This is a genomic window from Snodgrassella sp. B3088 (assembly GCF_026535815.1).
Lineage (GTDB): Bacteria > Pseudomonadota > Gammaproteobacteria > Burkholderiales > Neisseriaceae > Snodgrassella > Snodgrassella alvi_E.
The window spans coordinates 131,647-158,331 of sequence record NZ_JAFNPG010000002.1 but is presented as its reverse complement, the minus strand read 5'-3'; the positions used below and the strand labels follow the sequence as shown (position 1 = coordinate 158,331).

The following is a 26,685-nucleotide window of genomic DNA, read 5'->3' as shown; positions in this document are numbered from 1 at the left end:
TTTTCATCAGTAGTATTAAATGGCATGACATTTGTCAGAATTGCTTACAGTTAACGCTTTAACATCTTTCAGCATTAAAACGTGAAACTGATTTAACGCAAAATCACCTAATGCTTAAGTAATAAAAAATTTGTTGCTATACAGTTGTTTTTAAACCTGAGTAAATGACAAAATTTAAATTTTATTAATTATTCTATCGTCATGCATGTTCATGTTTATTGAAGCTTTTATATTGGGTACTATCCTTTTTGCAGATATCTGTTATCCCTTATGGTATAGCCTGTGCTGCTTTGCAATAGTTATTACAGGATTGATTATTATTGCACCCTTTACAATTAAACTGATTAATATTAGCCAGAAATCTCTTCTTAACACCACAAAAAACTGACTAGAATTCGATCTTTAGAAAAAATAAAATACATATGGAATTTTAAGATTAAATAAGGTAAACTTCAATGAAATAACATTTTTTTATTCTTTTATACATTTTATTTAAAAACCATGTTCAGAATAATAATTCTCCTTAGCATTAGCTTTATTGTATTTATAGTGTCGTTTTTCACTGGCTATTTTCTTTTTCAAAAAGAGCAACAGTTTACAACATACAGCACTGTATGCTTTATCATCAGTATATTTTGTTTAATTATAGATATTCCATTAAGCTTGAAATTATCCAAACTAGGACAAAAACAAAAACCTTAATACCTAAAGTATTAAATGGCATCACATTTATTAGATTTGTATTTAGTTAACGATTTAACATTTTTTTGAATCAAAACGTGAAACTGATTCAACGTAAAATCATTAAATTTTAAGTAATAAAACATATTTGTCGCTATACTGTTGTTTTTGAGCCTGCGTAAATGACAAAATTCAAACTTTTATTACTTATTCTAGCATCATGTACATTCATGTTTATTGGCTGGATAATATTGGGCTGCTATTATTGGGTACAAAATCAGCGCAATATTGCGCTGATTTGCTGTTTACTCGCATTTGTTAGCGCATTAGGTCAGTTTGCAGCGTTGGCATTCACATTACGTGAACGTGCTGCCCAGCAAATATATCGGGCTTTATCTTCTAAAGATGTTAAACATGAATAAAATTGTTCTTGCCAGTAATAATCAGGGTAAATTAACTGAGTTCAAGCGTCTGCTACAATCATTAAATATTGAAATAGTGCCACAAGCTGAATTCAATATTCCAGAATGTCCAGAACCTTATATTACTTTTGTTGAAAATGCTTTAGCAAAAGCCCGCCATGCCAGCCGCTATAGCGGCTTACCGGCATTGGCAGATGATTCAGGTATCTGTGCCAATGCACTAAAAGGCGCACCTGGAGTTTATTCCGCCCGCTATGCCGGTACAGAACCCAAATCAGATTCAGCCAACAATGCCAAACTGGATGCCGACTTACAACCATTCAGCGATAAAACTGTATTTTACGTCTGTGTATTGGTGCTTGTACGCCATCCAGATGATCCACAGCCAGTGATTGCTGATGCCATCTGGAGGGGATTATGGCAATCCACGGCCACTGGAAACAATGGTTTTGGCTATGACCCGCATTTTTATCTACCCGAACAGCACCTCACAGCAGCACAAATGAGTCAAGACGAAAAAAATCGTGTCAGCCATCGTGCGCAGGCGCTAAATATTTTACTCACTAAATTAAAGCAACAATCCGGTTTAAATCTGCATGTCTGAGTTTTCTCTACCATTGCACAATAACCAGACAGCCACGCCCAATTTGACAGAATTACCTCCTTTATCCCTGTATATCCATGTACCTTGGTGTGTGCGTAAGTGTCCGTACTGTGATTTCAATTCGCATCAGTTGAAACAAGAGCTTGATGAACGGGCTTATATTTCAGCTTTACTTACCGATATTGAGGCCGAGCTTCCCTATTTCTGGGGTAGGACGGTACATACTGTCTTTATCGGTGGCGGCACGCCCAGTCTTCTATCTGCTGTGTCATTGGAACAATTGTTGAGTGGTATACGTGCCCGCATTAATCTGCAGCCCGCTGCTGAAATAACACTGGAAGCTAATCCAGGTACCTTTGAACGCCAACGCTTTGCCGGGTATGCTGCAGCCGGTATTAACCGTCTATCAATTGGTGTACAAAGTTTTGCTGACGATAAGCTAGCCACATTGGGACGTATTCATAGTCGTGATGATGCATTAAGAGCTATTGAAGTCGGATTATCCCTGTTTCCCAAAGTAAATGTAGATCTGATGTATGCATTACCCGGACAAACTCTTATGCAGGCACAGGAAGATATTCAAGCAGCTCTTGCCACTGGTGTACAGCATATCAGTGCCTATCAGTTAACTCTTGAGCCTAACACTTCTTTTGCCCATACCCCGCCGCCACAATTACCAGACGAAGACCACCTCGCCGATATAGAAGAAGTCGTGCATTCAGCTTTAAAGCAAGCCGGATTTATTCATTATGAGACTTCGGCTTTTGCCCGTTCGCATCAGCAATGTCAGCATAATCTGAACTACTGGCAGTTTGGTGACTATATCGGCATCGGAGCCGGAGCACATGGTAAAATATCCAGCGCTCAGTCAATTGTGCGCACCACCCGCAGCCGCCATCCCAAAGACTATATACAAAGCATGCAGCGGCAACCACAACGCGCCATTAGCCGCCAGTCTGTTGCTGCCGTGGATTTGCCATTTGAATTCATGCTTAATGTTTTACGTTTAACAGATGGTGTACCTACTGCATGGTTCAATGAGCGTACCGGACTTCCGCTGTCGGTAATCCAGCAAGCTATCAGTGAAGCTGTTAAACGCGGCTTACTAGATGCCAACCCATTCTTTCTGCGCCCTACAACACTCGGACGCAGTTTTCTCAATGACTTGTTGGCTTTATTTCTGAAAGCCTGATTTTTTTGATAACCCTTTTAATACGAAGGAGTAGCATTGTGAGCAAAACCATTATTCATACTGATAAGGCACCCGCTGCTATCGGCGCATATTCGCAGGCTGTCCGTGCAGGGGATACAGTATATCTGTCTGGACAGATTCCCTTGGTAGCAGAGACCATGCAAGTTGTTGCAGGCGGCTTTGCTGAGCAGGCTCATCAAGTATTCAAAAACCTACAGGCTGTAGCACAGGCAGCCGGTGGTAATCTGAATGACCTAGTGAAAGTAAACGCCTATCTCACTGATTTAAGCAATTTTGCCACCTTCAACGAAATTATGGCGCAATACTTTACTGCACCCTATCCAGCTCGTGCCGCGGTAGAAGTATCTGCGTTACCTAAAGGCGTACTGGTAGAAGCTGAAGCTGTACTAGTATTAGAAAAATAACAGTCAGACTCGTTCAGCACAAGCAAGTATTGAGACTGCCTGTAGCTGAACGAACTGGAGAGTAAATATGGCGCAATATGTGATTGGCGATATACAAGGCTGTCTGACTGAATTTCAACAGCTTCTAAATAAACTAAATTTTAATCCCGGTACCGACACTATCTGGCTCACTGGTGACTTAGTCAATCGCGGCCCCCAGTCTCTGGCCACATTGCGTCTGGTCAAACAGCATGATGGCTGTATGCAGACTATTCTCGGCAATCATGATTTGCATTTACTCGCATTGCATTACGGTCATGGGAAACTCAAGCGTGGCGACACCATCAGTGACATTCTCAATGCCCCAGACAGAACAAATTTAATTGACTGGCTACGCCAGCAACCTCTTTACCGTGAGGAAGAAGATTATGTGCTGGTGCATGCTGGTATTTGGCCGGAATGGAACTGCAAACATGCACAACGGCTAGCGGTAGAAGTGGAAACCGTATTACAAAACAATCCGCAAGAGTTTTTTGCCCGTATGTATGGCAATAAACCTGTACGCTGGAACAACAACCTCAATGGCGATGAACGGCTGCGTTTTATTACCAACAGCTTCACACGTATGCGTGCACTTACCGTTGATGGCGCCATGGATTTTGATTACAAAGGTATGCTTGGTGATATGCCATCTCAGTTAATGCCATGGTTCAAAGCACCTGCGAGACAAAACACAGACAGAACTATTTTATTTGGCCATTGGTCAGCATTAGGACTGTACCATCAAGACAATGTTGTTTGTGTCGATACCGGAGCACTATGGGGCGGAAGTCTCACAGCTTACAACCTTAAAAACGGAAGCGTGGTACAGACACCAAGTCAAACAAAGTTAAATTTTGAAAATTAAATGCCGGTAAAATAATAATTAAAATATTACCTTTATCAAAGTGATAAATAGTTTATGTTCTTAAAACATTGAGTTGTGCAGAGTTTTTTAATCATGTACTATTAACTCAGTAACGATAACGTTTATTTGGTCATTTTTAATACTAACCTACATTAGCTAAAAAAGACTAAGATACATCTATTGCTTCTTTACCTAAGCCAAGTATCATGGCTTATGTTATCTAATAATTTATTCATAAATACTTGAAGGAGTTGTCATGAAAAAAGTTCTAGTTCCTGCTGTGTTGTTAATGATTGCACTGACTGGTTGTGCTTCCAAATCTCATCACAAAGCCCCCGCTGCACAATCAACTGCAACTGCCGCTGCTACTACTGCCAATGTACAGATTGACGGACGTAAAGAAGTTTCTTACCTATGCGGTACTGGCAACGCTAAAAACAACTTACGTGTAATGTATGGTTTACAAGGCCAAAACGTTGTGGCTGCACAGGTAAACTATCAGGGTAAACTTTCTCCAGTGATGATGCGTGATGCGCGTGACGTAAATTACAATACATTCGTTTCTCCTGAAGGTATCACTTGGAAAACAGCAATTGCTACTAGCGATACTGTAGATAAAGTAGGCGCTTTAGGCTTATTACAGCCTAGCAAACAGGTTGTTAATGGTCAGGAAAGAATTGTTCCGCAAATCGTTACTCAAAACTGTGTAGTTGATAATGGTACCGCTGCTGTTGCTGCAGCTCCTGCAAAAACAAAAACTGTTAGAACTACTAAAACTGTAACTACCAAAAAAGTATACAAACACAAAAAATAAGTAGCCATGTTTAAAAAACGGCAGCCACAGAGGTTGCCGTTTTTTTACTGATGCAATTCAGGCTTAAACTTATGGCTGTATCCGGCAACTCATACTTAAGACATATTCATTAGGCCTATTTACTCTCATCCTGATGTCTTGAAAGCCTGCATCAGCGCCCTTATTTAAAGGCAGTTATTTTTCCCAACAGTTATGGCGACTGTTGATCAGCAAAGGATCATAAGACATGCAACAATTTGACGGCACCACCATTATTTCCGTTCGGCGCGGCGAAAACGTCGCCATCGGTGGCGATGGTCAAGTGACATTGGGGAACACTATTATTAAGGGTACTGCACGTAAAGTACGGAAACTTTATAACAATCAAGTGCTGGCAGGATTTGCCGGCGGTACTGCCGATGCCTTCACACTTATAGAACTGTTTGAAAGCAAATTACAGAAACATCAGGGCAAGCTGATGCTGGCTGCCATTGAGCTGGCCAAAGAATGGCGTACCGACCGCGCTTTACGCCGACTGGAAGCCATGCTGATTGTAGCCGACAAAAAAAATACCTTAGTGATTACTGGTAATGGTGACGTACTTGAACCAGAACAAAGCATTGCTGCGATTGGTTCCGGTGGTGCATTCGCGCAGTCTGCTGCGCGGGCACTGATGGAAAATACGGAACTTGAACCTGAAGTGGTGGTTAAAAAATCACTGGAAATTGCCGGTGATATCTGCATCTACACCAACCAGAGCCATACAATCGAAACCTTATAATTGTCTTGACCGATAGTTTAAATCATTAGCATCGGTTCAGCCCTATGATAGGAACAAGATGAGTACAGTAGTAATGACACCAAACGAAATCGTTCATGAACTGGATAAACACATTATCGGCCAGAATCAGGCCAAGCGCGCAGTAGCGGTTGCACTGAGAAACCGCTACCGCCGCAGCAAAGTTGCCGAACCATTACAAAGTGAAATTGTCCCGAAAAATATTCTCATGATCGGCCCTACCGGCGTAGGTAAAACCGAAATTGCACGCCGTCTTGCCCGTCTGGCCAATGCACCCTTTATCAAGGTAGAAGCTACCAAATTTACTGAAGTTGGCTATGTCGGCCGCGACGTAGACAGCATCATTCGCGATTTGATTGAAATAGCCTTAAAAAACATCCGCAGCCAGACCATTGCAAAAAACCGCGACCGAGCTCAGGATGCCGCAGAAAACCGCGTTTTAGATGCGCTACTACCTCCTCCACGCACAGTTGGCTTTGCAGGAGAACCACAGGAGGTTCAACCGGAAAATCATACACGGCAAAAATTCCGGCAGATGTTACGTAAAGGAGAATTGGATGATAAAGAAATTGAAATTGAAATTGCCGCCACTCCTTCACCAGCCATGTCGGTAATGGGTCCTCCAGGAATGGAAGATTTTACCAACCAGCTGCAAGACATGTTTAGCAACATGGGTCAGGGTAAAACCAAAGCGCAGAAAATGAAAGTCAGCGCAGCGATGAAGATATTGCTAGATGAAGAAGCTGCCAAACTCATCAGCGAGGATGAATTACGTGAACAAGCCATCAAAGCAGTAGAGCAGAACGGTATTGTCTTTCTGGATGAAATTGACAAAATTGCCACAGACAGCAACCGCCATGGTGGCGACGTATCACGTCAGGGCGTTCAGCGCGACTTACTCCCACTTGTGGAAGGTACAACCGTTCAAACCAAATATGGCATGATTAAAACCGATCATGTGCTGTTTATTGCTTCTGGTGCATTTCATCTCAGTCGTCCCAGCGACCTGATACCAGAATTACAAGGCCGCTTTCCCATTCGCGTGGAACTGAAAAATTTAAGTGTGGACGACTTTAAAGCCATCCTGACCAGCACAAATGCTAATCTGACTGAACAATATACAGCCTTACTGGCAACAGACGATGTGAAATTACAATTTACCGAAGATGGTATTGCTCGGATTGCAGAAATTGCTTTTCAAGTGAATGAAAAAACTGAAAATATTGGCGCACGCCGCTTGCACACGGTTATGGAAAAGCTACTCGAAGAAGTATCCTTTGAAGCGCCTGCAGGAGACATCGCCATTGATGCAGCTTATGTTAATGCGCGTTTGCAGGATATAGTTGAAGACGAAGATCTGGCTCGATACGTACTATAAACCATCAATAAAGCGGCTGCGGCCGCTTTTTTTATCTGGCTGATTATTTCTTCACCGTATTTCAATTATATCGACGGCGTTTCATGATTACTACACTGACTCAATCCCATCAACCTTATCTTCAGCAACGTTATTTAATAACAGGATGGCAGTCCCAGCTACTGGCCACCACCATCGCCGCATTAATGATGGCTTTATCCGCCAATATTAGTATCCCATTGCAGCCAGTACCATTATCCTTGCAATCACTAGCAGTATTACTGACCGGTGCCGGCCTCGGGCGCAAGCTTGGTGTTTTGGCTATACTCGAGTATCTACTACTTGGTGCATGCGGATTGCCATTTTTTGCTGGCGGCCATGGCGGCATTAACGTACTGGTATCGGCTTCTGCAGGTTACCTATACGGATTTGTTGTCAGTGCCTATCTGGCTGGACTGGCTGCTGAGCGAGGCTATGATCGGCATTTTCTCAGCGGCTTATGTGCATTTGCTCTGGCACATCAAATTATTTTTGTGTTTGGAGTTGTTTATCTGGCACTGTATCTGCATATCGGCATTTATCATGCAGTAGAACTTGGCTATCTACCCTTTGCCGGTTTTGATTTACTTAAATTTTTTATAGCCAGTTTAATCATGTTTGCACTGTGGCGGCATTCTGGGTCACTGAATCATTAAGTTTCAAACAAAAATAAACCGTCTAAATGCACAGATACTATTAATAGTCTGCGCTTTCAGACGGGTTGTAGTTCAAGACTGCGATTAAATAGCTGATTCGTTCTGCTCACCGGTACGTATACGTACCGCTTCTTCTACTGGCAACACAAAAATTTTACCATCACCAATTTTGCCCGAATGTGCGGCAGCTACAATAGTTTCAATAGCCTGCTCTACCAGATCATCTGGCAATACCAGCTCAATTTTTACCTTGGGTAAAAAATCCACTGCATACTCCGCACCACGATATATTTCTGTGTGCCCCTTCTGGCGCCCAAATCCTTTCACCTCAGATACAGTCATGCCACTAAAACCAACGTCAGACAAGGCTTCCCGAACATCGTCCAGTTTAAACGGCTTTACAATTGCTTCAATCTTTTTCATACGTGCACTTCCCTATAACTGTATCCACACAAGTAAAAACTACCATAACCGTATCTGAAACTCAAACCAGCACTGCCTTACAACATAAAATTAAGCAAAACTCTTGTTTTTCGCGTAAAATTGCGCCTCAGCCAAAACCCACTATCAAAGTGAGCTTACCTCATCATGTCAGTTGTACTGTCACTGTGCGGCGAGGCCGCACTTTCACCATTCCGTATCGAAAAACTGTTACAGCAGGCAGCAAAACTGCAACTGAACTGCGAGATTCAGATAAACAGCGAATACCGCTATTTCGTGGCTTCATCCGCCGAAATCACATCCGACAATCAACAGAAATTATTACAACTGTTGCGTGCCAGACCACAGAGCAGCCACAAACTGTCTGGAACTCAGCTACTTATTATTCCTCGATTGGACACCATTTCTCCCTGGTCCTCCAAAGCCACCGATATTGCCCGCAATTGTGGGCTGAGCATGATTGAACGCATCGAGCGTGGTATTCTGTATTCTTTTTCACGCCAGCTCAGCCAGCAGGAACAGGATAAATGGCAAACAATATTGCATGACCGCATGACTGAAAGTGTGCTTACGTCAGAGAAAGAAGCAATAAAACTTTTTCATACCTCATCAGCACAGAGCTTCAATTATATAGACGTACTAGCTGATGGCAAAAGCGCACTGGAAACAGCCAACCGGCAAATGGGCTTGGCTTTGTCCGCAGATGAAATTGATTATTTGGCAGAAAATTATCAGCAGCTACAACGCAATCCCAGCGACGTTGAGCTGATGATGTTTGCACAAGCAAACTCAGAACATTGTCGCCACAAAATTTTTAATGCAGAATTTATTATTGATGGCAAAACCCAGCCGCAATCCTTGTTTGGCCTAATCCGCGCTACTCATCAGGCACACCCCCAAGGTACACTGGTAGCATATAAAGACAATTCATCCATTATTACTGGTGCGAATATTGAACGCTTCTATCCGCAGCCTAATCAACAACAGCAATATCAATATAATGCGGAAGAAACCCACATTTTGATGAAAGTGGAAACCCACAATCATCCGACTGCCATTGCTCCCTTCGCAGGTGCAGCCACTGGTTCGGGCGGAGAAATCCGCGATGAGGGCGCAACCGGAAAGGGAGCTCGTCCTAAAGCGGGGTTAAGCGGTTTCAGCGTATCCAACCTTTCCATCCCCGAATTTACCCAGCCTTGGGAACAATACACAGCCAGCCGTAATCAGTACGGTAAGCCGACACACATCAGCAGTGCCCTCGATATCATGCTTGATGGCCCGATAGGCAGTGCAGCATTTAACAACGAATTTGGTCGCCCCAATTTGCTGGGTTATTTCCGCACCTTTGAAGAATTATTCAGCGGCACTATGCGTGGTTTTCACAAACCAATCATGATTGCCGGCGGTCTTGGAAATATTCAGGCACAACAGGTTTTCAAAGATACCATTCCAGCCGGAGCATTACTTATTCAGCTTGGCGGTCCGGGATTACTAATCGGACTGGGCGGTGGCGCAGCTTCTAGCATGAGCACTGGCGCTAATCACGCCGACCTGGATTTTGATTCCGTACAGCGCGGCAATCCAGAAATGGAACGGCGGGCACAAGAAGTTATTGACCGCTGCTGGCAGATGGGCACCGATAATCCGGTTATATCCATTCACGATGTCGGTGCAGGCGGTCTATCCAATGCCTTTCCCGAATTGGTAAACGATGCCGGTCGCGGTGCCACATTTGAGTTACGCCGCATTCCCTTGGAAGAACATGGCCTGAACCCACTGCAAATCTGGTGTAATGAAGCACAGGAACGCTATGTGCTGGCTATATTGCCTCAAAATTTGGCTACCTTTCAAAACATTTGCCAGCGTGAACGATGTCCGTTCGCTATAGTAGGCACTGCCACTGATGATGGGCAATTAAAGTTACGCGATGATTTATTTGACAATCTGCCGGTAGATATTTCGCTGGATGTATTATTGGGCAAACCACCCCGAATTACCCGTACTGATTGTACCGTTACCGAATTTATCCCAGCTTTTGACGGCAGCAGGCTAGACATACGCGAAAGCCTGTACCGTGTATTACGCCTGCCAACCGTAGCCAGTAAACAATTTTTAATTACCATTGGTGACCGCAGTGTCGGTGGACTGACCCATCGTGACCAGATGGTCGGACGATTCCAGACTCCTGTTGCAGACGTAGCCGTAACAAAAATGGGCTTTAACACGCTGCTGGGCGAGGCCATGAGCATGGGTGAAAAATCACCTCTGGCTTTATTTTCCGGCGCTGCTTCAGGACGCATGGCCATCGGCGAAGCAGTAACCAACATTGCTGCTGCAGACATTGGCACGCTAGATAAAATCAAACTCTCTGCCAACTGGATGGCAGCCTGTGGTTTTGCTGGTGAAGATGCCCGTCTGTATGAAACAGTGGCAGCAGTATCAACACTGTGCCAACAACTAGAGCTGAGTATACCAGTTGGTAAAGATTCTCTCTCTATGCAAACCATCTGGCATGATACCGGTGAGGAAAAAAGAGTGGTGTCACCACTCACAGCAGTGATTACCGCCTTTGCACCAGTAAACAACGTCTGCCACACCGTCACACCGGAGCTACAAAATATACCCGATACTACACTGCTAGCAATTGATTTGGGACAGGGTCACAGCCGTATGGGTGGTAGTGCCTTACAACAAGTATGGAAAAATCTTACTGGTCAGGCTCCCGATGTCAATTCCGCCTCTCTACTGGCTGATTTTTTCCGCATCATTCAGTCATTAATTCAGGAACAGAAAATTCTGGCCTATCATGACCGCAGCGATGGCGGGTTAGTGGTCACACTGGCTGAAATGATGTTTGCAGCGCACATCGGCGTCACCATCGACATTGCCTCGTTAATCCGGCAAATCAACGATCAGAGTCACAACCAGAAACTTCAGGATGCAGCAGTACGCTGCCTGTTCAATGAAGAACTGGGAGCAGTGATTCAAATACACAATACCGATTTAGCCAGTATTCAAGAGACTTTTGCCAAGGCCGGTATGGCTGATGCCCTGCACATACTGGGTCACATCAATACGACTGACCGTTTGATGGTACATCACGGAAATACAGTTCTGCTAAATGAAAACCGTGTAGATTTACAAAAAAGCTGGAGCGAAACCAGCTATCACATGCAGCGCTTACGCGACAATCCGCACTGTGCAGACAGTGAGTTTGCCTTACTCGAACAAGAGCATTTACCCAGATTATTTGCTGAATTGAGCTTTGATCCGGCCGAAGATATTGCTTTGCCATTTATTCAGCGCGGCAAACAGCCCAAAGCAGCCATACTTCGTGAACAAGGCGTCAACGGGCAGTTAGAAATGGCTGCTGCTTTCAGCCGTGCTGGCTTTGAAGCTTATGATGTACATATGAGTGATTTGCTTACTGGACGGGTGAGTCTCGCTGATTTTCAGCTACTGGCTGCCTGCGGTGGTTTCAGCTATGGCGATGTGCTCGGCGCCGGTGAAGGATGGGCAAAAAGTATTCTTTTTAATCAGCAACTGCGGCATGAGTTTGCCGAATTTTTTGCCCGTCAGGACACGCTGACACTGGGTGTATGCAATGGCTGCCAAATGCTGAGCAATTTAGCTGAAATAATCCCAGGTGCACAATTGTGGCCACGTTTTCGCCGCAACATTTCCGAACAGTTTGAAGCTCGCCTGAGTATGGTGACCGTGCCAAAATCAACATCATTGATTTTGGCCGATATGGCCGGCAGCAGCTTACCGGTAGTGGTGAGTCACGGAGAAGGACGAGCAGATTTCAGCCATCTGCCACAGTCTGATTTGCCGTCGGAGCTAGACATTGCTCTGCAATACGTAGACGGTCACAATCAGGTCACAAATACTTATCCGCTGAACCCTAACGGTTCTCCGGCTGGTATTGCCGGTGTGTGTAGTCAGGATGGGCGAGTAACCATCATGATGCCGCATCCGGAACGGGTCTTCCAGACCGCACAAATGAGCTGGGCACCGCGTAACTGGCCAGAAATGTCTGGCTGGTACCGCCTATTTGCCAGTGCCCGAAAAGTTTTAGGCTAAAACATTGACAAAGGAAACATCATGCCATTACTGGATAGTTTTACAGTAGACCATACCCGTATGCATGCCCCAGCAGTACGCATAGCCAAAACCATGTCTACTCCTAAAGGGGACGAAATTACCGTATTTGATTTACGCTTCTGTCACCCCAATCAGGACATCCTGCCGGAAAAAGGCATGCACACACTCGAACATCTGTTTGCTGGTTTTATGCGCAATCATCTTAACAGCAAAAATGTGGAAATTATCGATATTTCTCCCATGGGCTGCCGTACCGGCTTTTACATGAGTCTGATTGGCTCACCAGATGAAGCCACAGTAGCCAGAGCATGGGCTGCTGCGATGCAGGATGTGCTATCTGTAGCCAACCAAAACCAGATACCTGAACTGAACCGTTATCAGTGTGGCAGCTATACTATGCACTCATTGGAAGAAGCCAAGGCCATCGCCCAAAAAGTACTCGACAGTCAAATAAGCATTAATTATAACAATGACTTGAAATTAGATGAGTCACTATTGCAACACTAAAAGCGAAATACGATTACGACTGTCTAAAAATAAGTGAAGTGGTACACAGCTTATATTTTAGACAGTTTTCATTTTTATTAGTAAAACTAGCCAGATACAGCATAGATTTAAAAGCTGATAAAAAAAAACTAATACAAATTAAAAATAGATAGCAATTTTTACACTTTAATTCAAAAGACGCCAAACTTAGCCAAACCATTTGTCTATCAACAAAATCATTACATCACTTAACCCATTCGTTATGAAGAAGCGGATATAGTCGGTTTTGACAAGTCTTTTTTTTAAAGCAAAAAACCAGTATATTGTGTTCAGAATAACAGTTGACCACTACATTTTGTGTTGTCACTGTTTTTTTCTGCTTTACTTGTGCTAGAAAGAATAACTCATGAATGCGGTAGCCAATATAAAAGTAACCAAACGAAACGGCCGTTTGGAAGACATCAATCTGGATAAAATTCATCAAGTTGTTACTTGGGCGGCTGAAGGACTGGATAACGTATCCGTATCTCAGGTAGAAATGCGCTCACACATTCAGTTTTACAACGGCATCCGCACAGACGACATTCACGAAACCATCATTAAGGCTGCGGCTGACCTGATTTCTACCGAAACGCCGGATTATCAGTATCTGGCTGCACGGCTGGCAATATTCCACCTGCGGAAAATCGCTTTTGGCCAGTTTGAACCGCCCCATTTATATGATCATGTCACCAGCCTGACTCAGTCAGGCAAATACGATGAACATATCCTAACTGACTACTCCCGTGCTGAATTCGATGAGCTCAACGATTGTATAGACCATAACCGGGATTTATCTTTTTCCTATGCTGCTGTCAAACAGCTGGAAGGTAAATATCTGGTACAAAATCGCGTCACCAGACAAATTTTTGAAAGCCCGCAGTTTTTATATATGTTGGTGGCTATGTGTCTGTTTGCACGCTACCCGCAGGTCACCAGGCTGGAATATGTTAAAAAATTCTATCACGCTATCAGCACGTTCAAAATTTCCCTACCCACGCCGATTATGTCCGGCGTGCGCACTCCAACCCGCCAATTTTCTTCTTGTGTCCTGATAGAATGTGATGACAGTCTAGACAGCATCAACGCTACCACCAGCGCCATCGTGAAATATGTATCGCAGCGTGCCGGCATCGGCATTAACGCTGGACGCATCCGTGCACTGGGCAGCGAAATTCGGGGCGGCGAAGCTCAACACACTGGCTGTATCCCATTTTACAAAATGTTTCAGGCAGCAGTTAAATCCTGCTCACAAGGAGGCGTACGTGGCGGTGCGGCCACACTATTCTATCCCCTGTGGCATCTAGAAGTAGAAAACCTACTTGTACTTAAAAACAACCGTGGCGTAGAAGAAAACCGCGTTCGCCATCTTGATTATGGCGTGCAGATTAATCGACTGCTGTATTCTCGGTTGATTAAAGGTGAAAACATTACCTTATTCTCTCCCTCAGAAGTACCTGGGCTATACGATGCTTTTTTTGCCGATCAGGATGAGTTTGAACGCCTGTATGCCTTATACGAAAAAGACGATAGCATTCATAGCCGCAGTATTCCGGCTATAGACTTATTCTCATTATTAATGCAGGAGCGCGCTGGAACCGGCCGCATTTATATCCAGAACGTTGACCATTGCAACACCCACAGTCCATTTGACCCTAAGCTAGCACCGGTACGTCAGTCTAATCTATGTCTGGAAATCGCCCTGCCGACCCGTCCGTTGAACGACATAAATGATCCAGACGGAGAAATTGCGCTTTGTACCTTATCCGCTTTTAATTTGGGTGCACTAAAGAATCTCGAAGAGCTGGAAGAGCTGGCCGAATTAGCTACCCGTGCGTTAGATGCTCTGCTGGATTACCAAAACTATCCAATCAAAGCGGCCGAACTGGCTACGATGAACCGGCGTACACTTGGCATCGGGGTTATTAACTTTGCCTACTATCTGGCCAAAAACGGCGTAAAATACAGTGATGGTTCTGCCATCAGTCTTACCCACCGCACCTTTGAAGCCATTCAGTACTATCTACTCAAAGCTTCAGTCAAACTGGCCAAAGAGCTGGGTGCATGTCCTAAATTCAGCGATACAACATACGCTCAAGGCTTACTGCCGATTGATACTTACAAAAAAGATCTGGATAAAATCTGTCAGGAACCACTTCATCTAGACTGGGAAACACTGCGTGCTGATATTGTCAAACACGGATTGCGCAATTCAACACTCACTGCACTGATGCCATCAGAAACATCCAGTCAAATTGCCAATGCCACCAACGGCATCGAACCTCCGCGCGGACTAGTATCCGTAAAAGCCTCCAAAGACGGCATTCTCAAACAAGTTGTGCCAGAGTTCGAACGTCTGCACGACGAATATGAGCTATTATGGGATATGCCAAATAATGAAGGCTACCTGCATTTAGTAGGTATTATGCAAAAATTCATCGATCAATCTATTTCAGCCAATACCAATTACGACCCGCAGCGGTTTGAAGGGCAGAAAGTACCGATGAAACAATTAATTAAAGATTTACTTACCGCCTATAAATTTGGCCTGAAAACCCTCTATTACCAGAATACCCGCGATGGAGCCGACGACATGCAAACCAGCATTCAAGATGACGGCTGCGCCAGCGGTGCATGTAAAATATGATTCCTGGGTGCTCATGCACCCTTTTATTTCCCATTCCATTCATTAAACTAAATAAAGAGTAACATCATGGCCTGTGAACATCTGTCAATGAACTACAGCACATTCTGTCAGAAACCAAATAACGCCCTGACAGAACCGATGTTCTTCGGTCAACCAGTAAATGTCGCCCGCTATGATCAGCAAAAATTTGATATTTTTGAAAAACTGATTGAAAAGCAATTATCATTCTTTTGGCGTCCGGAAGAAGTAGACGTATCGCGTGATCGTATCGACTACGCCAACCTACCCGAGCATGAAAAGCACATTTTTATCAGCAATCTGAAATACCAAACATTACTTGATTCCATTCAGGGCCGCAGCCCCAATGTGGCTCTGCTGCCCTTGGTATCCATACCCGAGCTGGAAACATGGATTGAAACTTGGTCATTTTCTGAAACCATTCACTCCCGCAGTTATACACACATCATCCGCAATATCGTCAACGATCCATCCATCGTATTTGATGACATTGTACAAAACAAACACATTATTGCCCGTGCAGAAGAAATTGCCTGCTACTACGATGATTTAATCGAATATACCCAATACTACAATCTGCTGGGTATCGGCGAACACCAGATTAACGGCAAAACTGTAGTCATCGACCTGCACGAACTGAAGAAAAAACTCTATTTGTGTCTGATGTGCGTAAACGTACTCGAAGCCATTCGTTTTTATGTATCTTTTGCCTGTTCCTTCGCCTTTGCCGAACGCGAACTGATGGAAGGCAATGCCAAAATTATCAAACTGATTGCCCGTGACGAAGCATTGCATCTTACTGGTACGCAGCAGATGCTTAATCTAATGCGTACTGGTGCCGACGACCCTGAAATGGCACAGATTGCTGCCGAAACCGAAGAGGAATGCTTTCAGCTTTTCCGTCGTGCTGCTATGCAGGAAAAAGACTGGGCGGAATATTTGTTTAAAGACGGTTCTATGATTGGCCTGAATAAAGACATTCTTGGTCAGTATGTCGAATACATTACCAACCTGCGCATGCAGGCTGTTGGCTTGCCACCAGCCTTTGAGCATGCCAAGCAAAATCCGATACCTTGGATAAATGCCTGGCTTTCTTCCGACAACGTTCAGGTGGCACCACAGGAGGTAGAAGTTAGTTCTTATCTTGTCGGCCAGATTGACGCAGAACTCAGTGAAGACGATTTAAGCGATTTCGAGCTATAAATCCAGACTTTCCAAAATAAACCAAGCGGACAGAACTGACCGGAATACGATAATACCAAACATGGCTTTAATCACCACTAGCGACAAAACCTTCACTCTGCAACAGGACGAAACCCTGCTGGAAGGTCTGGAACGTACCGGGCACGAAGTGGAATATCAGTGTCGCAGTGGTTATTGTGGTTCGTGCCGCCTCAGACTGCTTTCCGGACAAGTAAGCTATCCAGAGCAGCCCTTGGCATTTATTGCACCAGAAGAAATTCTGCCTTGCTGCTGTAAAGCAGAAACCGATTTACATGTAGTCTGCCATCTGCGTAGCGATACACCTGAACACAATCCTGATCTCTTTGAAGATGATTTATTTCCCGCTGGACAAAATTAAAACGTTTTTCTTTACAGCCCTACAAGGCTAAAGTATCGTACCCTATCCATAATCAATTCTAGGTAAAAGCACATGCTACTTGGCGTCAATATCGATCACGTTGCCACCGTGCGCAATGCCCGCGGCAGTATTTACCCGAGTCCGCTAGAAGCAGCACTATTGGCTGAAACGCATGGTGCAGACCTCATTACCATGCACTTACGCGAAGACCGGCGCCATATTCATGATGCCGATGTATTTGCTGTCAGAAATGCCATCAGCACACGTTTAAATTTGGAAATGGCACTCACGCCGGAGATGCTGGACAACGCACTGGCTGTTCAACCTGCTGATGTGTGCATCGTGCCGGAAAAAAGGCAGGAAATTACTACCGAAGGCGGGCTAGATGTATTATCGCAACAGGATAAAGTAGCAGAATATATTCAAAAGCTCACAGCGGCCGGTATTCGTGTTTCCTTATTTGTTGATGCCGACAGCAATCAGATACAGGCCTGCCGCGAAGTAGCTGCACCCGTTATCGAACTGCATACTGGTGCCTATGCTGATGCCGCCCCACAGCAGAGAAGGCAGCAGCTTGCTCGTATTGAAGAAGCAGCCCATCAGGCCAGCGAAATGGGTATCATCGTCAACGCTGGACATGGTCTGAACATTCATAACGTCGCCCCCATAGCGAAAATTCTGGCTATTCAGGAACTGAATATCGGCCACGCATTGATTGCACAGGCCATTTTTATCGGTCTCCCCCAAGCCATCGAACAAATGAAGACCGCCATCTTCCGTGCGCGCAGTATTCCTTATTAATCTTTCAGCAGTAAAAGGGACAAAATGATTTACGGCATAGGTACAGACTTAGTCAAAATCGATCGCATCGCCAAAATGTGCAAAACCTACGGAGCCAATGCCGTGGCTGAAAAAATGCTATCTCGGATAGAAGCTCTGGAATGGCCCTCAGCTAATCAGCCGGTTCAATTTCTCGCAAAGCGCTTTGCCGCTAAAGAAGCATTTGCCAAAGCCGTACATACCGGTTTGCGTAGCCCGGTCACGCTTCGAAACATTGGCATCGGTCACAATGAGCTGGGCCGTCCGGAATTTATAGTAGAAAAACCCTTAGCACAATGGCTCAGCCAAAAAAACATCGGCCGTATCCATCTCAGCCTCACCGATGAAGAAAATTATATTGTGGCATTTGTCGTAGCTGAGTATCTTAAATGAATACCGACAAACTGGTAGAAGTTGTAGCCGGCGTACTATACAACCCACAAGGAGAATTTTTGCTTAGCTCCCGTCCAGCAGGTAAAGCTTATGCCGGCTACTGGGAATTTGCCGGTGGAAAAGTAGAAACAGGTGAAACCTATCTAACCGCCCTACAGCGCGAATTCAAAGAAGAGCTAGGCATTGACGTCATCCAAGCCACCCCATGGCTCACCAAAATTCACAAATATGAACACGCCCATGTTCACCTGCATTTCTATCGTATTGGTGCCAGACAATGGCTGGGACAACTTTGCGCTCGGGAGCAACAAAGCTGGTGCTGGCAGCAACCGGGTAAGCTTACAGTAACACCCATGTTACCGGCTAATGCGCCTATTTTGGCGGCTCTGTCCATTCCTACGAAGATGAGTGGGCAGCTTAATACCGGTTTTCACTCTGTCTCTGCCCAAGAGCCGCAGCTCAAAATACTGCCTTATCACTCTGGTATTGCCGCAGCAACCAGCATATATGCACCTGCCAATCAATTACAGTATTTGGCACAACAACACCCTATAGACCATATCTGGGCAATCTGCTCTAGCCTTGAACAGTGGCAGCAGGCACAATCAGCTGCTGCCATTATCTGGCCAATATCCAGTATCGATGATATGAAATTACTGCTTACCCTGTTACAACAAGAGCCCTCAAGTGTGCCTGTCATGGTTTTTCAAAAGAAAACTGGTTTAACAACACCGCAACCCGATTGGATGAATCTAGGTGCACATGGCATCATCCACGAGCAGGAATAAGTAATTAAATACCATTTAAAAATCCGCTACCTATTTATTCTCATTTACCAATTCTAAACTGAAACTTTTCGCCAACATCATGTCCCAGCCTGCTAAAAATTCAACAGCCGTTATCATCGGCTTACTGATATTCATTGTGGCCGTACCGTTCATTATTGGCATAATATTCTGGCAAAACAGCCGTATAGATGCACAAAGCACACTTAGTAACTGCAACATACGCAACGGCTGCATACTGCCTGGTGGTGCCATTATCCAGTTCACCCCGCCGGCAGACGTTACCAAACCCTTCAATATCACTATGCGTCAGGTACCTGCATCAGTTAAACGCATTAGCATCCATTTCACTATGCGCAACATGGATTTGGGTTTCAATCGTACAGACTTTAAGCCACAGGGAAATGGCTTCTGGACGGCTCATCACGCTGTGCTCCCTGTATGTGTGGATGAACGCAACGATTTTCTCGGCGACCTAACACTGGATGGACAACATTACAATATTGTATTTTCCGCCCCCTGAATACTATATAAGCATTGCATCGCCGGCGCATTCACCCGTACAATCACACACATTGATTACCTTGCCATCAAAAGGATTCACGCCATGCTCAGCAAAAAATTTTTTGACGATATCAGCGAAAAACTCGGTGATACCATCAGTAATAGCCCCATTAAAGACATGGAAAAAAATGTTAAATCCATGCTAGGCAGTGCTTTTAATCGCATGGATCTGATTACCCGTGAAGAATTTGATATCCAGCAGCAGGTCCTTCTTAAAACCAGAGAAAAACTGGCTGAACTGGAAAGCCGCGTGATAGCACTGGAAGCTTTGCTGGCACAAAACAGCAACGCCGACAGCGCACAACCAATATCCTCCGCAGAAAATAATAACACTTTACCTGCCTAAGGAACTAAGCCATGTCATGGGCAGTTGTATATAGTCGTGCACTGGCTGGCATGGCAGCACCATTAGTAGAAGTAGAAGCACATCTGGCCAATGGTCTACCAGCATTTAGTATAGTAGGATTACCGGATACAGAAGTTAAAGAAAGCCGCGACCGCGTCAGAGCAGCTATTATTCAGTCTGGGTTTGATTTTCCAGCAAAAAAAATTACCGTTAATTTAGCTCCCGCAGATTTACCCAAAGAATCTGGTCGTTTTGATCTACCCATCGCCATTGGCATATTGGCCGCTTCCGGCCAGATTGATCCAAGCGCACTACAGGCTTATGAACTGGCCGGGGAACTTGGCTTATCCGGCCAAATAAGGCCTATTCGCGGAGCCATCGCTATGGCGGAAGCAGCACGACAAGCACAGCGTGCCTTTATCCTGCCTCAAGACAATGCTTTTCAAACAGCTCTTCTACCAGAAGCACAAGTCTTTGGAGCCGAAACACTTGCAGCTGTAGTTGCTCATCTCAATTATGAACAGCCGCTTAAAGCCATAAATACCGAACATCTGCATCAGTATCCTACTGAAATCAGCTATCCAGATATGGCCGATGTACGCGGACAACAAACTGCACGGCTGGCACTGGAAATCGCAGCCGCTGGTGGCCATAGTCTGCTCATGTCTGGGCCGCCCGGTACCGGTAAATCCATGCTTGCACAACGTCTTCCGGGTATTCTTCCGCCACTGACCGCCACTGAATTGGTCAGCGTTTGGTCTTTACAGTCACTGTTGCCACACGGACAACAACAATACCAGCAAAATCGTCCATTTCGCTCTCCGCATCATAGCACCTCTGCTGTTGCATTGGTCGGCGGTGGTTCTGATCCGCGTCCAGGTGAAATATCTTTAGCCCACCATGGCATTCTGTTTCTGGATGAACTGCCAGAATTTGACCGCAAAGTACTTGAAGTGCTGCGAGAACCTTTAGAAAGTGGCGAAATACACATTTCCCGTGCAGCTCGGCAGGCAACTTATCCGGCCAAATTCCAGCTGATAGCAGCCATGAACCCTTGTCCATGCGGTTATCTAGGTCACTCAGTACGAACATGCCGTTGTACACCTGAGGCCATAGTGCGCTACCGCAACAAAATTTCCGGCCCCCTCCTCGATCGCATAGATCTCATTATTGAAGTACTCAGCTTGCCAGCTAGTGACTTGATTCAGCAGGCAGACGGTGAAAGCAGCTGTAGTATCCGCGAACGAGTCAGCACCGCCCGTGCACGCCAGTATCAGCGTCAGGGTAAAATTAATGCTCAGCTAAGCAACCGCGAGCTGGACAACATCGCTCGCATTAGCCGCGAAGCCAAACAGACTTTAGCCGGTGCCATCGAAAAACTATCTCTTTCAGCCCGCAGTTTTCACCGAATATTACGTATTGCCCGAACTCTGGCCGATATGGATGATAACCATGACGTTGGAAACGGGCACATTTTGCGCGCCATAAGTTTTCGCCGTGCTTTATAATATGAAATAGGGCAAAATAACAGATGCCACCTCCCCTAAACAAGCATCCGGCCCTGATTAAAATTTGCCGTATAAAATGCCAACATAAAGGCTTTCAACATGCATATGTACACACCGATTCGTCAGGCAGGTAAAGGATTAATCAGCTTTATCGTCGGCTTATTGATAGCAACTGCCATCATTGCCGGTATCCTGTTTTACCTGAATAAAAGCAAGTCTGATTTCAAAACCCCAGCCATCCCTGAGGCATCTGCGCCACAAAAGCCGGAAATACTGACTCCAGATAACAGCGCATCTGCAACCCAGCCATTCATTCCCGATGGTGCAGCATCAGCATCTTCAAACAGCCCGTCGCAGACTGTGCCCCCTGCCTCAGAACCGCTAAACATCGGGGGCATTGAAAATCAGGTTACAGGCGTGCATACACCGGCAACCAGACCAAATGAAGAGCATAAAGAGCCGGCTAAAACACCCAAAAAAGTACCCTCAGGTGGTAGCAAGACTCATGTCACCCCCGAACAGATACTCAGCAACGGCAGTCTGGAAAAAGCTCAGCAGGCAGCAGAAAAACAACATACTGGCAATAAAGTCTATCTGCAGATCGGTTCCTACAGCAATCGTACCGATGCCGATGCCCAACGCGCTAAACTGGTGATGCTCGGTATCAATAGCACAGTACAGACAGCTAAAGTGAACGGCACAACCAAATACCGTGTACAGACAGACAATCTGAACCAGAATCAAGCTGGCCAGATTAAAAAGATACTGCAACAACATAATATCGATAGCCTGACCAAAGCAGCATCCTGAGTTACTCAGCTTTCATAAAAAAACAGGAAATCAACATGCTAAAAAAAATTATTACCATCATGGCCACTTCATTGGTATTCGCCAGTGGCCTAGTACATGCTTCACTCGTTAACGTAGATTACGTTGTGCTGGACAAACCTATACCGCAGCTACATAAAGACAAAGTAGAAGTACTGGAATTTTTCTCCTACAGCTGTATCCATTGCTCCCACCTTGAACCCTATATGCTCAAGGAAATGAAATCTTTCGCCCCCGATACCTACCTGCGTCCAGTACATGTAGTCTGGGATGATGACGTATACTACAATCTTGCCCGTGTCGCCGCCGCAGTTAACAGCACCAATATGAAATTACAGGCAGACCCGCTGATTTTCGACGCCATTTTCAACAAGCACATTGAATTATGGCGACCGGAAGTATTCAATAAATGGGCGGTACAGCAAACCGCCTTTGACGGACAAAAATTGGTTAAATCTTACAACAGTCTGGAAAATGCCGCCGCAGCTACCAGCATGCGTAAAATGGGTGAAAAATACAATATCCTATCCACACCAACTGTAATTGTAGGCGGTAAATACGAACTTAAATTTCCGCAAGGATTTGCAGCAGGAATGAAAACCCTGAATGAATTAATTGAAAAAGTACGCAATGAGAATAGCGCACGTGCTGCAAGCGCACGTAAACTACCAAAAAGCATAGGCGCATCACTAGCTGCTTCTGCAAATCGGTAGATTTCAGCCTGTGATTTAAAACAATAGTGTGTTTCCCTCAAACACACTATTGTTTTGCATAGAATTTGTGGCTTCAATTTATAAAGAACAGTAAATAAAATGGATATTGTCCTGTTTCTCAAAGCTCTAATACTTGGCATCGTAGAAGGCTTAACCGAATTTTTACCGGTTTCCAGTACCGGCCATCTAATTGTTGTTGGCAACCTGCTTAAATTTCAGACCACTGGCGAAGTATTTGATATCACTATTCAGCTAGGTGCCATCCTCGCTATTATTTTCGAATACAAACACCGCTTTGCCCACATCATCACGCATATCGGCAAAGAACCAGCCACTAACCGTTTTGTTCTCAATCTTGCCATTGCCTTTATTCCTGCCGCCATCATGGGTTTACTCTTTAGCGAACAAATCAAACATTACCTTTTTAACCCCATTACCGTTGCTACAGCACTGGTTATCGGCGGCTTATTAATTTTATGGATTGAAAAACGTCAAACCCGTTGTCAGCCCAAAGTACGCAGCGTAGAGGAAATGCGTCCGCGTGATGCCCTTGTCGTAGGACTAGCACAAATTCTGGCACTAATTCCGGGTACCTCCCGTTCCGGCAGTACCATCATGGGTGGCATGATGTGGGGTATTGAACGCAAAGCCGCTACCGAATTTTCTTTTTTTCTGGCCGTACCGGTGATGATTGCCGCCACTGGCTACGACATGCTCAAACATTTGAATGAATTTACTCGCGATGATTTGCTGCTGATTGCCATTGGCTTTATTGCCGCTTTTCTTTCTGCTCTGGTGGCAGTCAAAGCATTACTGCGCTTCGTTGCCCACAAAAACTATATTCCCTTTGCCTGGTACCGAATCATATTTGGCGGCATCATCCTGCTAACTTGGGTAACAGGCTGGGTAAAATGGTAAGCCAGCCAGTATTGCCTCTGGTATAAAAACGTTAAATTGTGATAAAGTGATGTTTTAACAGACCACAGGCACAGCATTTTCCTGCCTTTCCATGTCCATGTCACACTGTTGCTTCCGCTGCAGTGTGGCTTGTATTTTGTAAGGAATATCAATGCAGTCTTGGCAATTGCCCGAATACATTGCCGACATCCTTCCTTCTGCGGCGCGCCAGCTGGAAAGCGCCAAAGAACAGCTGTTAGCACTTTATCGCGTTCATGGCTACGAACTCGTCTGCCCTCCTCTGCTTGAGTATAGCCAATCTTTACTTACCCGTATTGATGAAGGTTTGTCTCTTAAAACCATCCGAGTTGTCGACCAGCTTAGCGGCCGGCAACTGGGTCTGCGTGCAGATATCACCCCGCAGGTAGCCCGTATTGACGCACATTTACTTTCTGCCAACAGCGGCCTAAACCGTCTGTGCTATGCCGGTCCAGTATTACATGCAAGACCTGACGGCTTTCTAAGCACTCGCGAACCTTTACAGATTGGTGCCGAACTATATGGCCACGCAGGTATCGATGCAGATATTGAGCTGATTGATTTAATGCTAAAAAGTTTAGCTATCGTTAATGTTTCTGCACCCACCTTATCGCTGGGGCACATCGGTATTTTTTATGCTTTAGCTGAAGCTGCCGGACTGGATGATCAGCAAGCTGCTTCACTATTACAGCTAATGCAGGCAAAAGACGCCTCAGCCGTCGAAAAATGTGTCCTGCAATGGCAGATTTCGCAACAGTGGATTGATGCCTTTATCACCTTACCCACCCTATATGGAACGCAAGAAGTATTACAGACCGCCCGCACCATATTGCCTGACTTACCCGAAATCAGCATAGCACTACAACAGCTTCAGCAAATATGTGCGGCTTTTGCTAGCAACAGCATCTTTATCGATCTGAGCGAACTGCGAGTAGACAATTACCATACCGGATTACTGTTTGCCGCCTACAGTGAAGACTGGCCAGATGCGTTGGCACGAGGCGGCCGCTATGATGGATTGGGCAAATATTTTGGCCGTAGCCGCCCAGCCTCAGGATTCAGTTTTGACTTACGAGATTTAATTGGGCATCTGCCACCAGTAGAAAAACTACGCGGCATAAAAGTCAGCGTGCACGATGCCCCCGCTGCAAAAAACGAAATAGAGCAACTGCGTTCAGCCGGTGAATGTGTCATCATTGATTACACTCCTGAATGCAACGAAGTTAAAGGATGCGACCGCCAACTTGTCTGGCAAAACCAGCAATGGCAACTGATTCCTTTGTAGCAATAACCAACCTTTAGTATGAGCAGGTAAATCTATATGGCAAAAAACGTCGTCGTTGTCGGTACCCAATGGGGTGATGAAGGCAAAGGTAAAATTGTAGACTGGCTGACCGAACGTGCCTCCGGCGTGGTACGTTATCAGGGCGGACATAATGCGGGTCATACTCTCGTAGTCAACGGTAAAAAAACCGTATTGCGACTAATTCCAAGCGGTATTTTACATACAGGAAAACGCTGTTTTATCGGCTCTGGCGTAGTGGTATCACCAGAGGCCTTACTGAGTGAAATGTCTGAATTACAGCAAGCCGGTATTGATGTTACCAAACAGCTGACAATTGCCCCAACTTGCCCCTTAATATTACCTTATCATATTGCATTGGATCATGCCCGTGAAGCAGCCAAAGGCGATAAAAAAATCGGTACCACCGGCCGTGGTATTGGTCCGGCCTATGAAGATAAAATTGCTCGGCGTGCAGTACGGATAATGGATTTGTTTCAGCCAGATGTCTTAGAGCAAAAAATTAAAGATGCTGTTGCTATCTATAACTGCCAGCTTAATGGCCTGTACGGACAAGAAGCTCTGGATGCAGATAAAATCTATCAGCAAACTTTAGAACTGGCCGACCAGATACGGCCGATGGTCGGGGACGTTTCACGCGAGCTGAACGATATGAACGCAAGCGGCGAATCATTACTGTTTGAAGGAGCACAAGGCACGTTCCTCGATATCGATTATGGCACTTATCCTTTTGTTACCTCTTCCAACTGTATTGCCGGTGCTGCAACAGTCGGTTCTGGTGTCGGACCAACTAAAATCGATTATGTTCTGGGTATCGTCAAAGCCTATACTACCCGCGTTGGCTCAGGTCCGTTCCCGACAGAACTCTTTGACAGCGTGGGCGAAGGTCTGGCCCAACGCGGTAATGAATTCGGTGCTGTTACCGGACGTCCGCGCCGCTGCGGCTGGTTCGATGCTGCACTGATGAAACGTTCCATTCAGGTAAATGGTATCTCTGGTTTATGTGTTACTAAGCTGGATGTAATGGATGGTATGGACAGCATCAACATCTGCGTTGGTTACGATTATAATGGTGAAAAAATAGATATTCTGCCTTGCGGTTCAGATGCTGTCTCCGCTTGCACACCTATTTATGAAACCATGCCTGGATGGAAAGAAAGTACCTTCGGCCTGAAAACCTACGATGCATTACCGGCTAATGCTAAAGCTTATCTGAAACGCATTGAAGAAATCTGTGGTGCACCAATTGCCATGATTTCTACCGGCCCAGATCGCGAAGAAACTATTTTGCTGCAACACCCCTATGAATAAATAAGTAA

Annotated in this window: 26 protein-coding genes; 25 read left to right on the top strand and 1 reads right to left on the bottom strand. The window is 45.2% G+C overall.

The genetic code is table 11. The annotated features are described in order from the left end of the window. Positions 1 to 863: 863 nt before the first annotated feature. The 9 genes from J3U75_RS01155 (at position 864) to J3U75_RS01115 (ending at position 7,854) form a co-directional block, all read left to right on the top strand. On the top strand, positions 864 to 1,103 hold the full coding sequence (locus tag J3U75_RS01155; protein ID WP_100152414.1) for an NGO_0222 family membrane protein: 240 nt from the start codon (positions 864 to 866) through the stop codon (positions 1,101 to 1,103). Beyond that, positions 1,096 to 1,707 (top strand): RdgB/HAM1 family non-canonical purine NTP pyrophosphatase, encoded by a 612-nt coding sequence (gene rdgB / locus J3U75_RS01150; RefSeq protein ID WP_267390122.1) that lies wholly within the window; start codon positions 1,096 to 1,098, stop codon positions 1,705 to 1,707. The genes J3U75_RS01155 and rdgB overlap by 8 nt, the downstream gene beginning before the upstream one ends. After that, the gene (gene hemW / locus J3U75_RS01145; RefSeq protein ID WP_267390121.1) at positions 1,700 to 2,899 is read left to right on the top strand and encodes a radical SAM family heme chaperone HemW; all 1,200 of its coding nucleotides are present in this window, start codon (positions 1,700 to 1,702) and stop codon (positions 2,897 to 2,899) included. Before rdgB ends, hemW begins: the two co-directional genes overlap by 8 nt. Positions 2,900 to 2,937: 38 nt before the next feature. Next, on the top strand, positions 2,938 to 3,324 hold the full coding sequence (locus J3U75_RS01140; protein ID WP_267390120.1) for a RidA family protein: 387 nt from the start codon (positions 2,938 to 2,940) through the stop codon (positions 3,322 to 3,324). A 67-nt stretch (positions 3,325 to 3,391) separates the two neighbouring features. Then, complete coding sequence (locus tag J3U75_RS01135) at positions 3,392 to 4,210, top strand: symmetrical bis(5'-nucleosyl)-tetraphosphatase (RefSeq protein ID WP_267390119.1); 819 nt, start codon at positions 3,392 to 3,394, stop codon at positions 4,208 to 4,210. Positions 4,211 to 4,466: 256 nt separating this feature from the next. Beyond that, complete coding sequence (locus J3U75_RS01130; RefSeq protein WP_267390117.1) at positions 4,467 to 5,024, top strand: hypothetical protein; 558 nt, start codon at positions 4,467 to 4,469, stop codon at positions 5,022 to 5,024. A 226-nt stretch (positions 5,025 to 5,250) separates the two neighbouring features. After that, the gene (gene hslV / locus J3U75_RS01125) at positions 5,251 to 5,784 is read left to right on the top strand and encodes an ATP-dependent protease subunit HslV (RefSeq protein WP_100139982.1); all 534 of its coding nucleotides are present in this window, start codon (positions 5,251 to 5,253) and stop codon (positions 5,782 to 5,784) included. 58 nt (positions 5,785 to 5,842) lie between these two features. Next, entirely contained in the window at positions 5,843 to 7,180 is a 1,338-nt protein-coding gene (gene hslU / locus J3U75_RS01120) for an ATP-dependent protease ATPase subunit HslU (protein ID WP_267390116.1), read from the top strand. Positions 7,181 to 7,263: 83 nt separating this feature from the next. After that, positions 7,264 to 7,854, top strand: coding sequence for a biotin transporter BioY (locus J3U75_RS01115; protein WP_267390115.1), 591 nt, complete (start codon positions 7,264 to 7,266; stop codon positions 7,852 to 7,854). A gap of 84 nt (positions 7,855 to 7,938) precedes the next feature. Here J3U75_RS01115 and J3U75_RS01110 read toward each other — a convergent pair whose 3' ends face one another. Further along, the gene (locus J3U75_RS01110; protein ID WP_267390114.1) at positions 7,939 to 8,277 is read right to left on the bottom strand and encodes a P-II family nitrogen regulator; all 339 of its coding nucleotides are present in this window, start codon (positions 8,275 to 8,277) and stop codon (positions 7,939 to 7,941) included. A 165-nt stretch (positions 8,278 to 8,442) separates the two neighbouring features. Here J3U75_RS01110 and purL point away from each other — a divergent pair, with 165 nt between their 5' ends. The 16 genes from purL (at position 8,443) to J3U75_RS01030 (ending at position 26,677) form a co-directional block, all read left to right on the top strand. Further along, positions 8,443 to 12,378 (top strand): phosphoribosylformylglycinamidine synthase, encoded by a 3,936-nt coding sequence (purL, locus tag J3U75_RS01105; protein WP_267390113.1) that lies wholly within the window; start codon positions 8,443 to 8,445, stop codon positions 12,376 to 12,378. 21 nt (positions 12,379 to 12,399) lie between these two features. Continuing rightward, on the top strand, positions 12,400 to 12,906 hold the full coding sequence (gene luxS, locus J3U75_RS01100) for an S-ribosylhomocysteine lyase (RefSeq protein WP_267390112.1): 507 nt from the start codon (positions 12,400 to 12,402) through the stop codon (positions 12,904 to 12,906). A gap of 385 nt (positions 12,907 to 13,291) precedes the next feature. Next, a complete protein-coding gene (gene nrdA, locus J3U75_RS01095) occupies positions 13,292 to 15,571 on the top strand; it encodes a class 1a ribonucleoside-diphosphate reductase subunit alpha (protein WP_267390111.1) in 2,280 nt (759 codons plus the stop codon). A gap of 87 nt (positions 15,572 to 15,658) precedes the next feature. Then, the gene (gene nrdB / locus J3U75_RS01090; RefSeq protein ID WP_100152721.1) at positions 15,659 to 16,792 is read left to right on the top strand and encodes a class Ia ribonucleoside-diphosphate reductase subunit beta; all 1,134 of its coding nucleotides are present in this window, start codon (positions 15,659 to 15,661) and stop codon (positions 16,790 to 16,792) included. Positions 16,793 to 16,853: 61 nt separating this feature from the next. Beyond that, on the top strand, positions 16,854 to 17,171 hold the full coding sequence (gene yfaE / locus J3U75_RS01085) for a class I ribonucleotide reductase maintenance protein YfaE (protein ID WP_267390109.1): 318 nt from the start codon (positions 16,854 to 16,856) through the stop codon (positions 17,169 to 17,171). A gap of 72 nt (positions 17,172 to 17,243) precedes the next feature. Continuing rightward, on the top strand, positions 17,244 to 17,972 hold the full coding sequence (locus J3U75_RS01080) for a pyridoxine 5'-phosphate synthase (protein WP_100139975.1): 729 nt from the start codon (positions 17,244 to 17,246) through the stop codon (positions 17,970 to 17,972). Positions 17,973 to 17,996: 24 nt separating this feature from the next. Next, positions 17,997 to 18,383, top strand: coding sequence for a holo-ACP synthase (gene acpS, locus J3U75_RS01075; RefSeq protein WP_100156850.1), 387 nt, complete (start codon positions 17,997 to 17,999; stop codon positions 18,381 to 18,383). Further along, positions 18,380 to 19,171: an NUDIX domain-containing protein gene (locus tag J3U75_RS01070; RefSeq protein ID WP_267390103.1), complete on the top strand. Its 792-nt coding sequence runs from the start codon at positions 18,380 to 18,382 to the stop codon at positions 19,169 to 19,171. Before acpS ends, J3U75_RS01070 begins: the two co-directional genes overlap by 4 nt. 79 nt (positions 19,172 to 19,250) lie before the next feature. Beyond that, positions 19,251 to 19,691 carry a hypothetical protein gene (locus J3U75_RS01065; RefSeq protein WP_267390102.1) on the top strand — a complete coding sequence of 147 codons (441 nt, stop codon included), beginning with the start codon at positions 19,251 to 19,253 and terminating at the stop codon, positions 19,689 to 19,691. Positions 19,692 to 19,775: 84 nt separating this feature from the next. After that, positions 19,776 to 20,078 (top strand): accessory factor UbiK family protein, encoded by a 303-nt coding sequence (locus tag J3U75_RS01060; protein WP_267390101.1) that lies wholly within the window; start codon positions 19,776 to 19,778, stop codon positions 20,076 to 20,078. Positions 20,079 to 20,089: 11 nt separating this feature from the next. After that, positions 20,090 to 21,586: a YifB family Mg chelatase-like AAA ATPase gene (locus tag J3U75_RS01055; RefSeq protein ID WP_267390100.1), complete on the top strand. Its 1,497-nt coding sequence runs from the start codon at positions 20,090 to 20,092 to the stop codon at positions 21,584 to 21,586. A gap of 99 nt (positions 21,587 to 21,685) precedes the next feature. Continuing rightward, positions 21,686 to 22,396, top strand: coding sequence for an SPOR domain-containing protein (locus tag J3U75_RS01050; protein WP_267390099.1), 711 nt, complete (start codon positions 21,686 to 21,688; stop codon positions 22,394 to 22,396). Positions 22,397 to 22,431: 35 nt separating this feature from the next. Further along, positions 22,432 to 23,127 (top strand): thiol:disulfide interchange protein DsbA/DsbL, encoded by a 696-nt coding sequence (locus J3U75_RS01045; protein ID WP_100139968.1) that lies wholly within the window; start codon positions 22,432 to 22,434, stop codon positions 23,125 to 23,127. Between the two features lie 99 nt (positions 23,128 to 23,226). After that, entirely contained in the window at positions 23,227 to 24,045 is an 819-nt protein-coding gene (locus tag J3U75_RS01040; RefSeq protein ID WP_100139967.1) for an undecaprenyl-diphosphate phosphatase, read from the top strand. Between the two features lie 151 nt (positions 24,046 to 24,196). Continuing rightward, complete coding sequence (locus J3U75_RS01035) at positions 24,197 to 25,348, top strand: ATP phosphoribosyltransferase regulatory subunit (RefSeq protein WP_267390097.1); 1,152 nt, start codon at positions 24,197 to 24,199, stop codon at positions 25,346 to 25,348. Between the two features lie 36 nt (positions 25,349 to 25,384). Further along, on the top strand, positions 25,385 to 26,677 hold the full coding sequence (locus tag J3U75_RS01030) for an adenylosuccinate synthase (RefSeq protein ID WP_267390096.1): 1,293 nt from the start codon (positions 25,385 to 25,387) through the stop codon (positions 26,675 to 26,677). Positions 26,678 to 26,685: the final 8 nt, after the last annotated feature.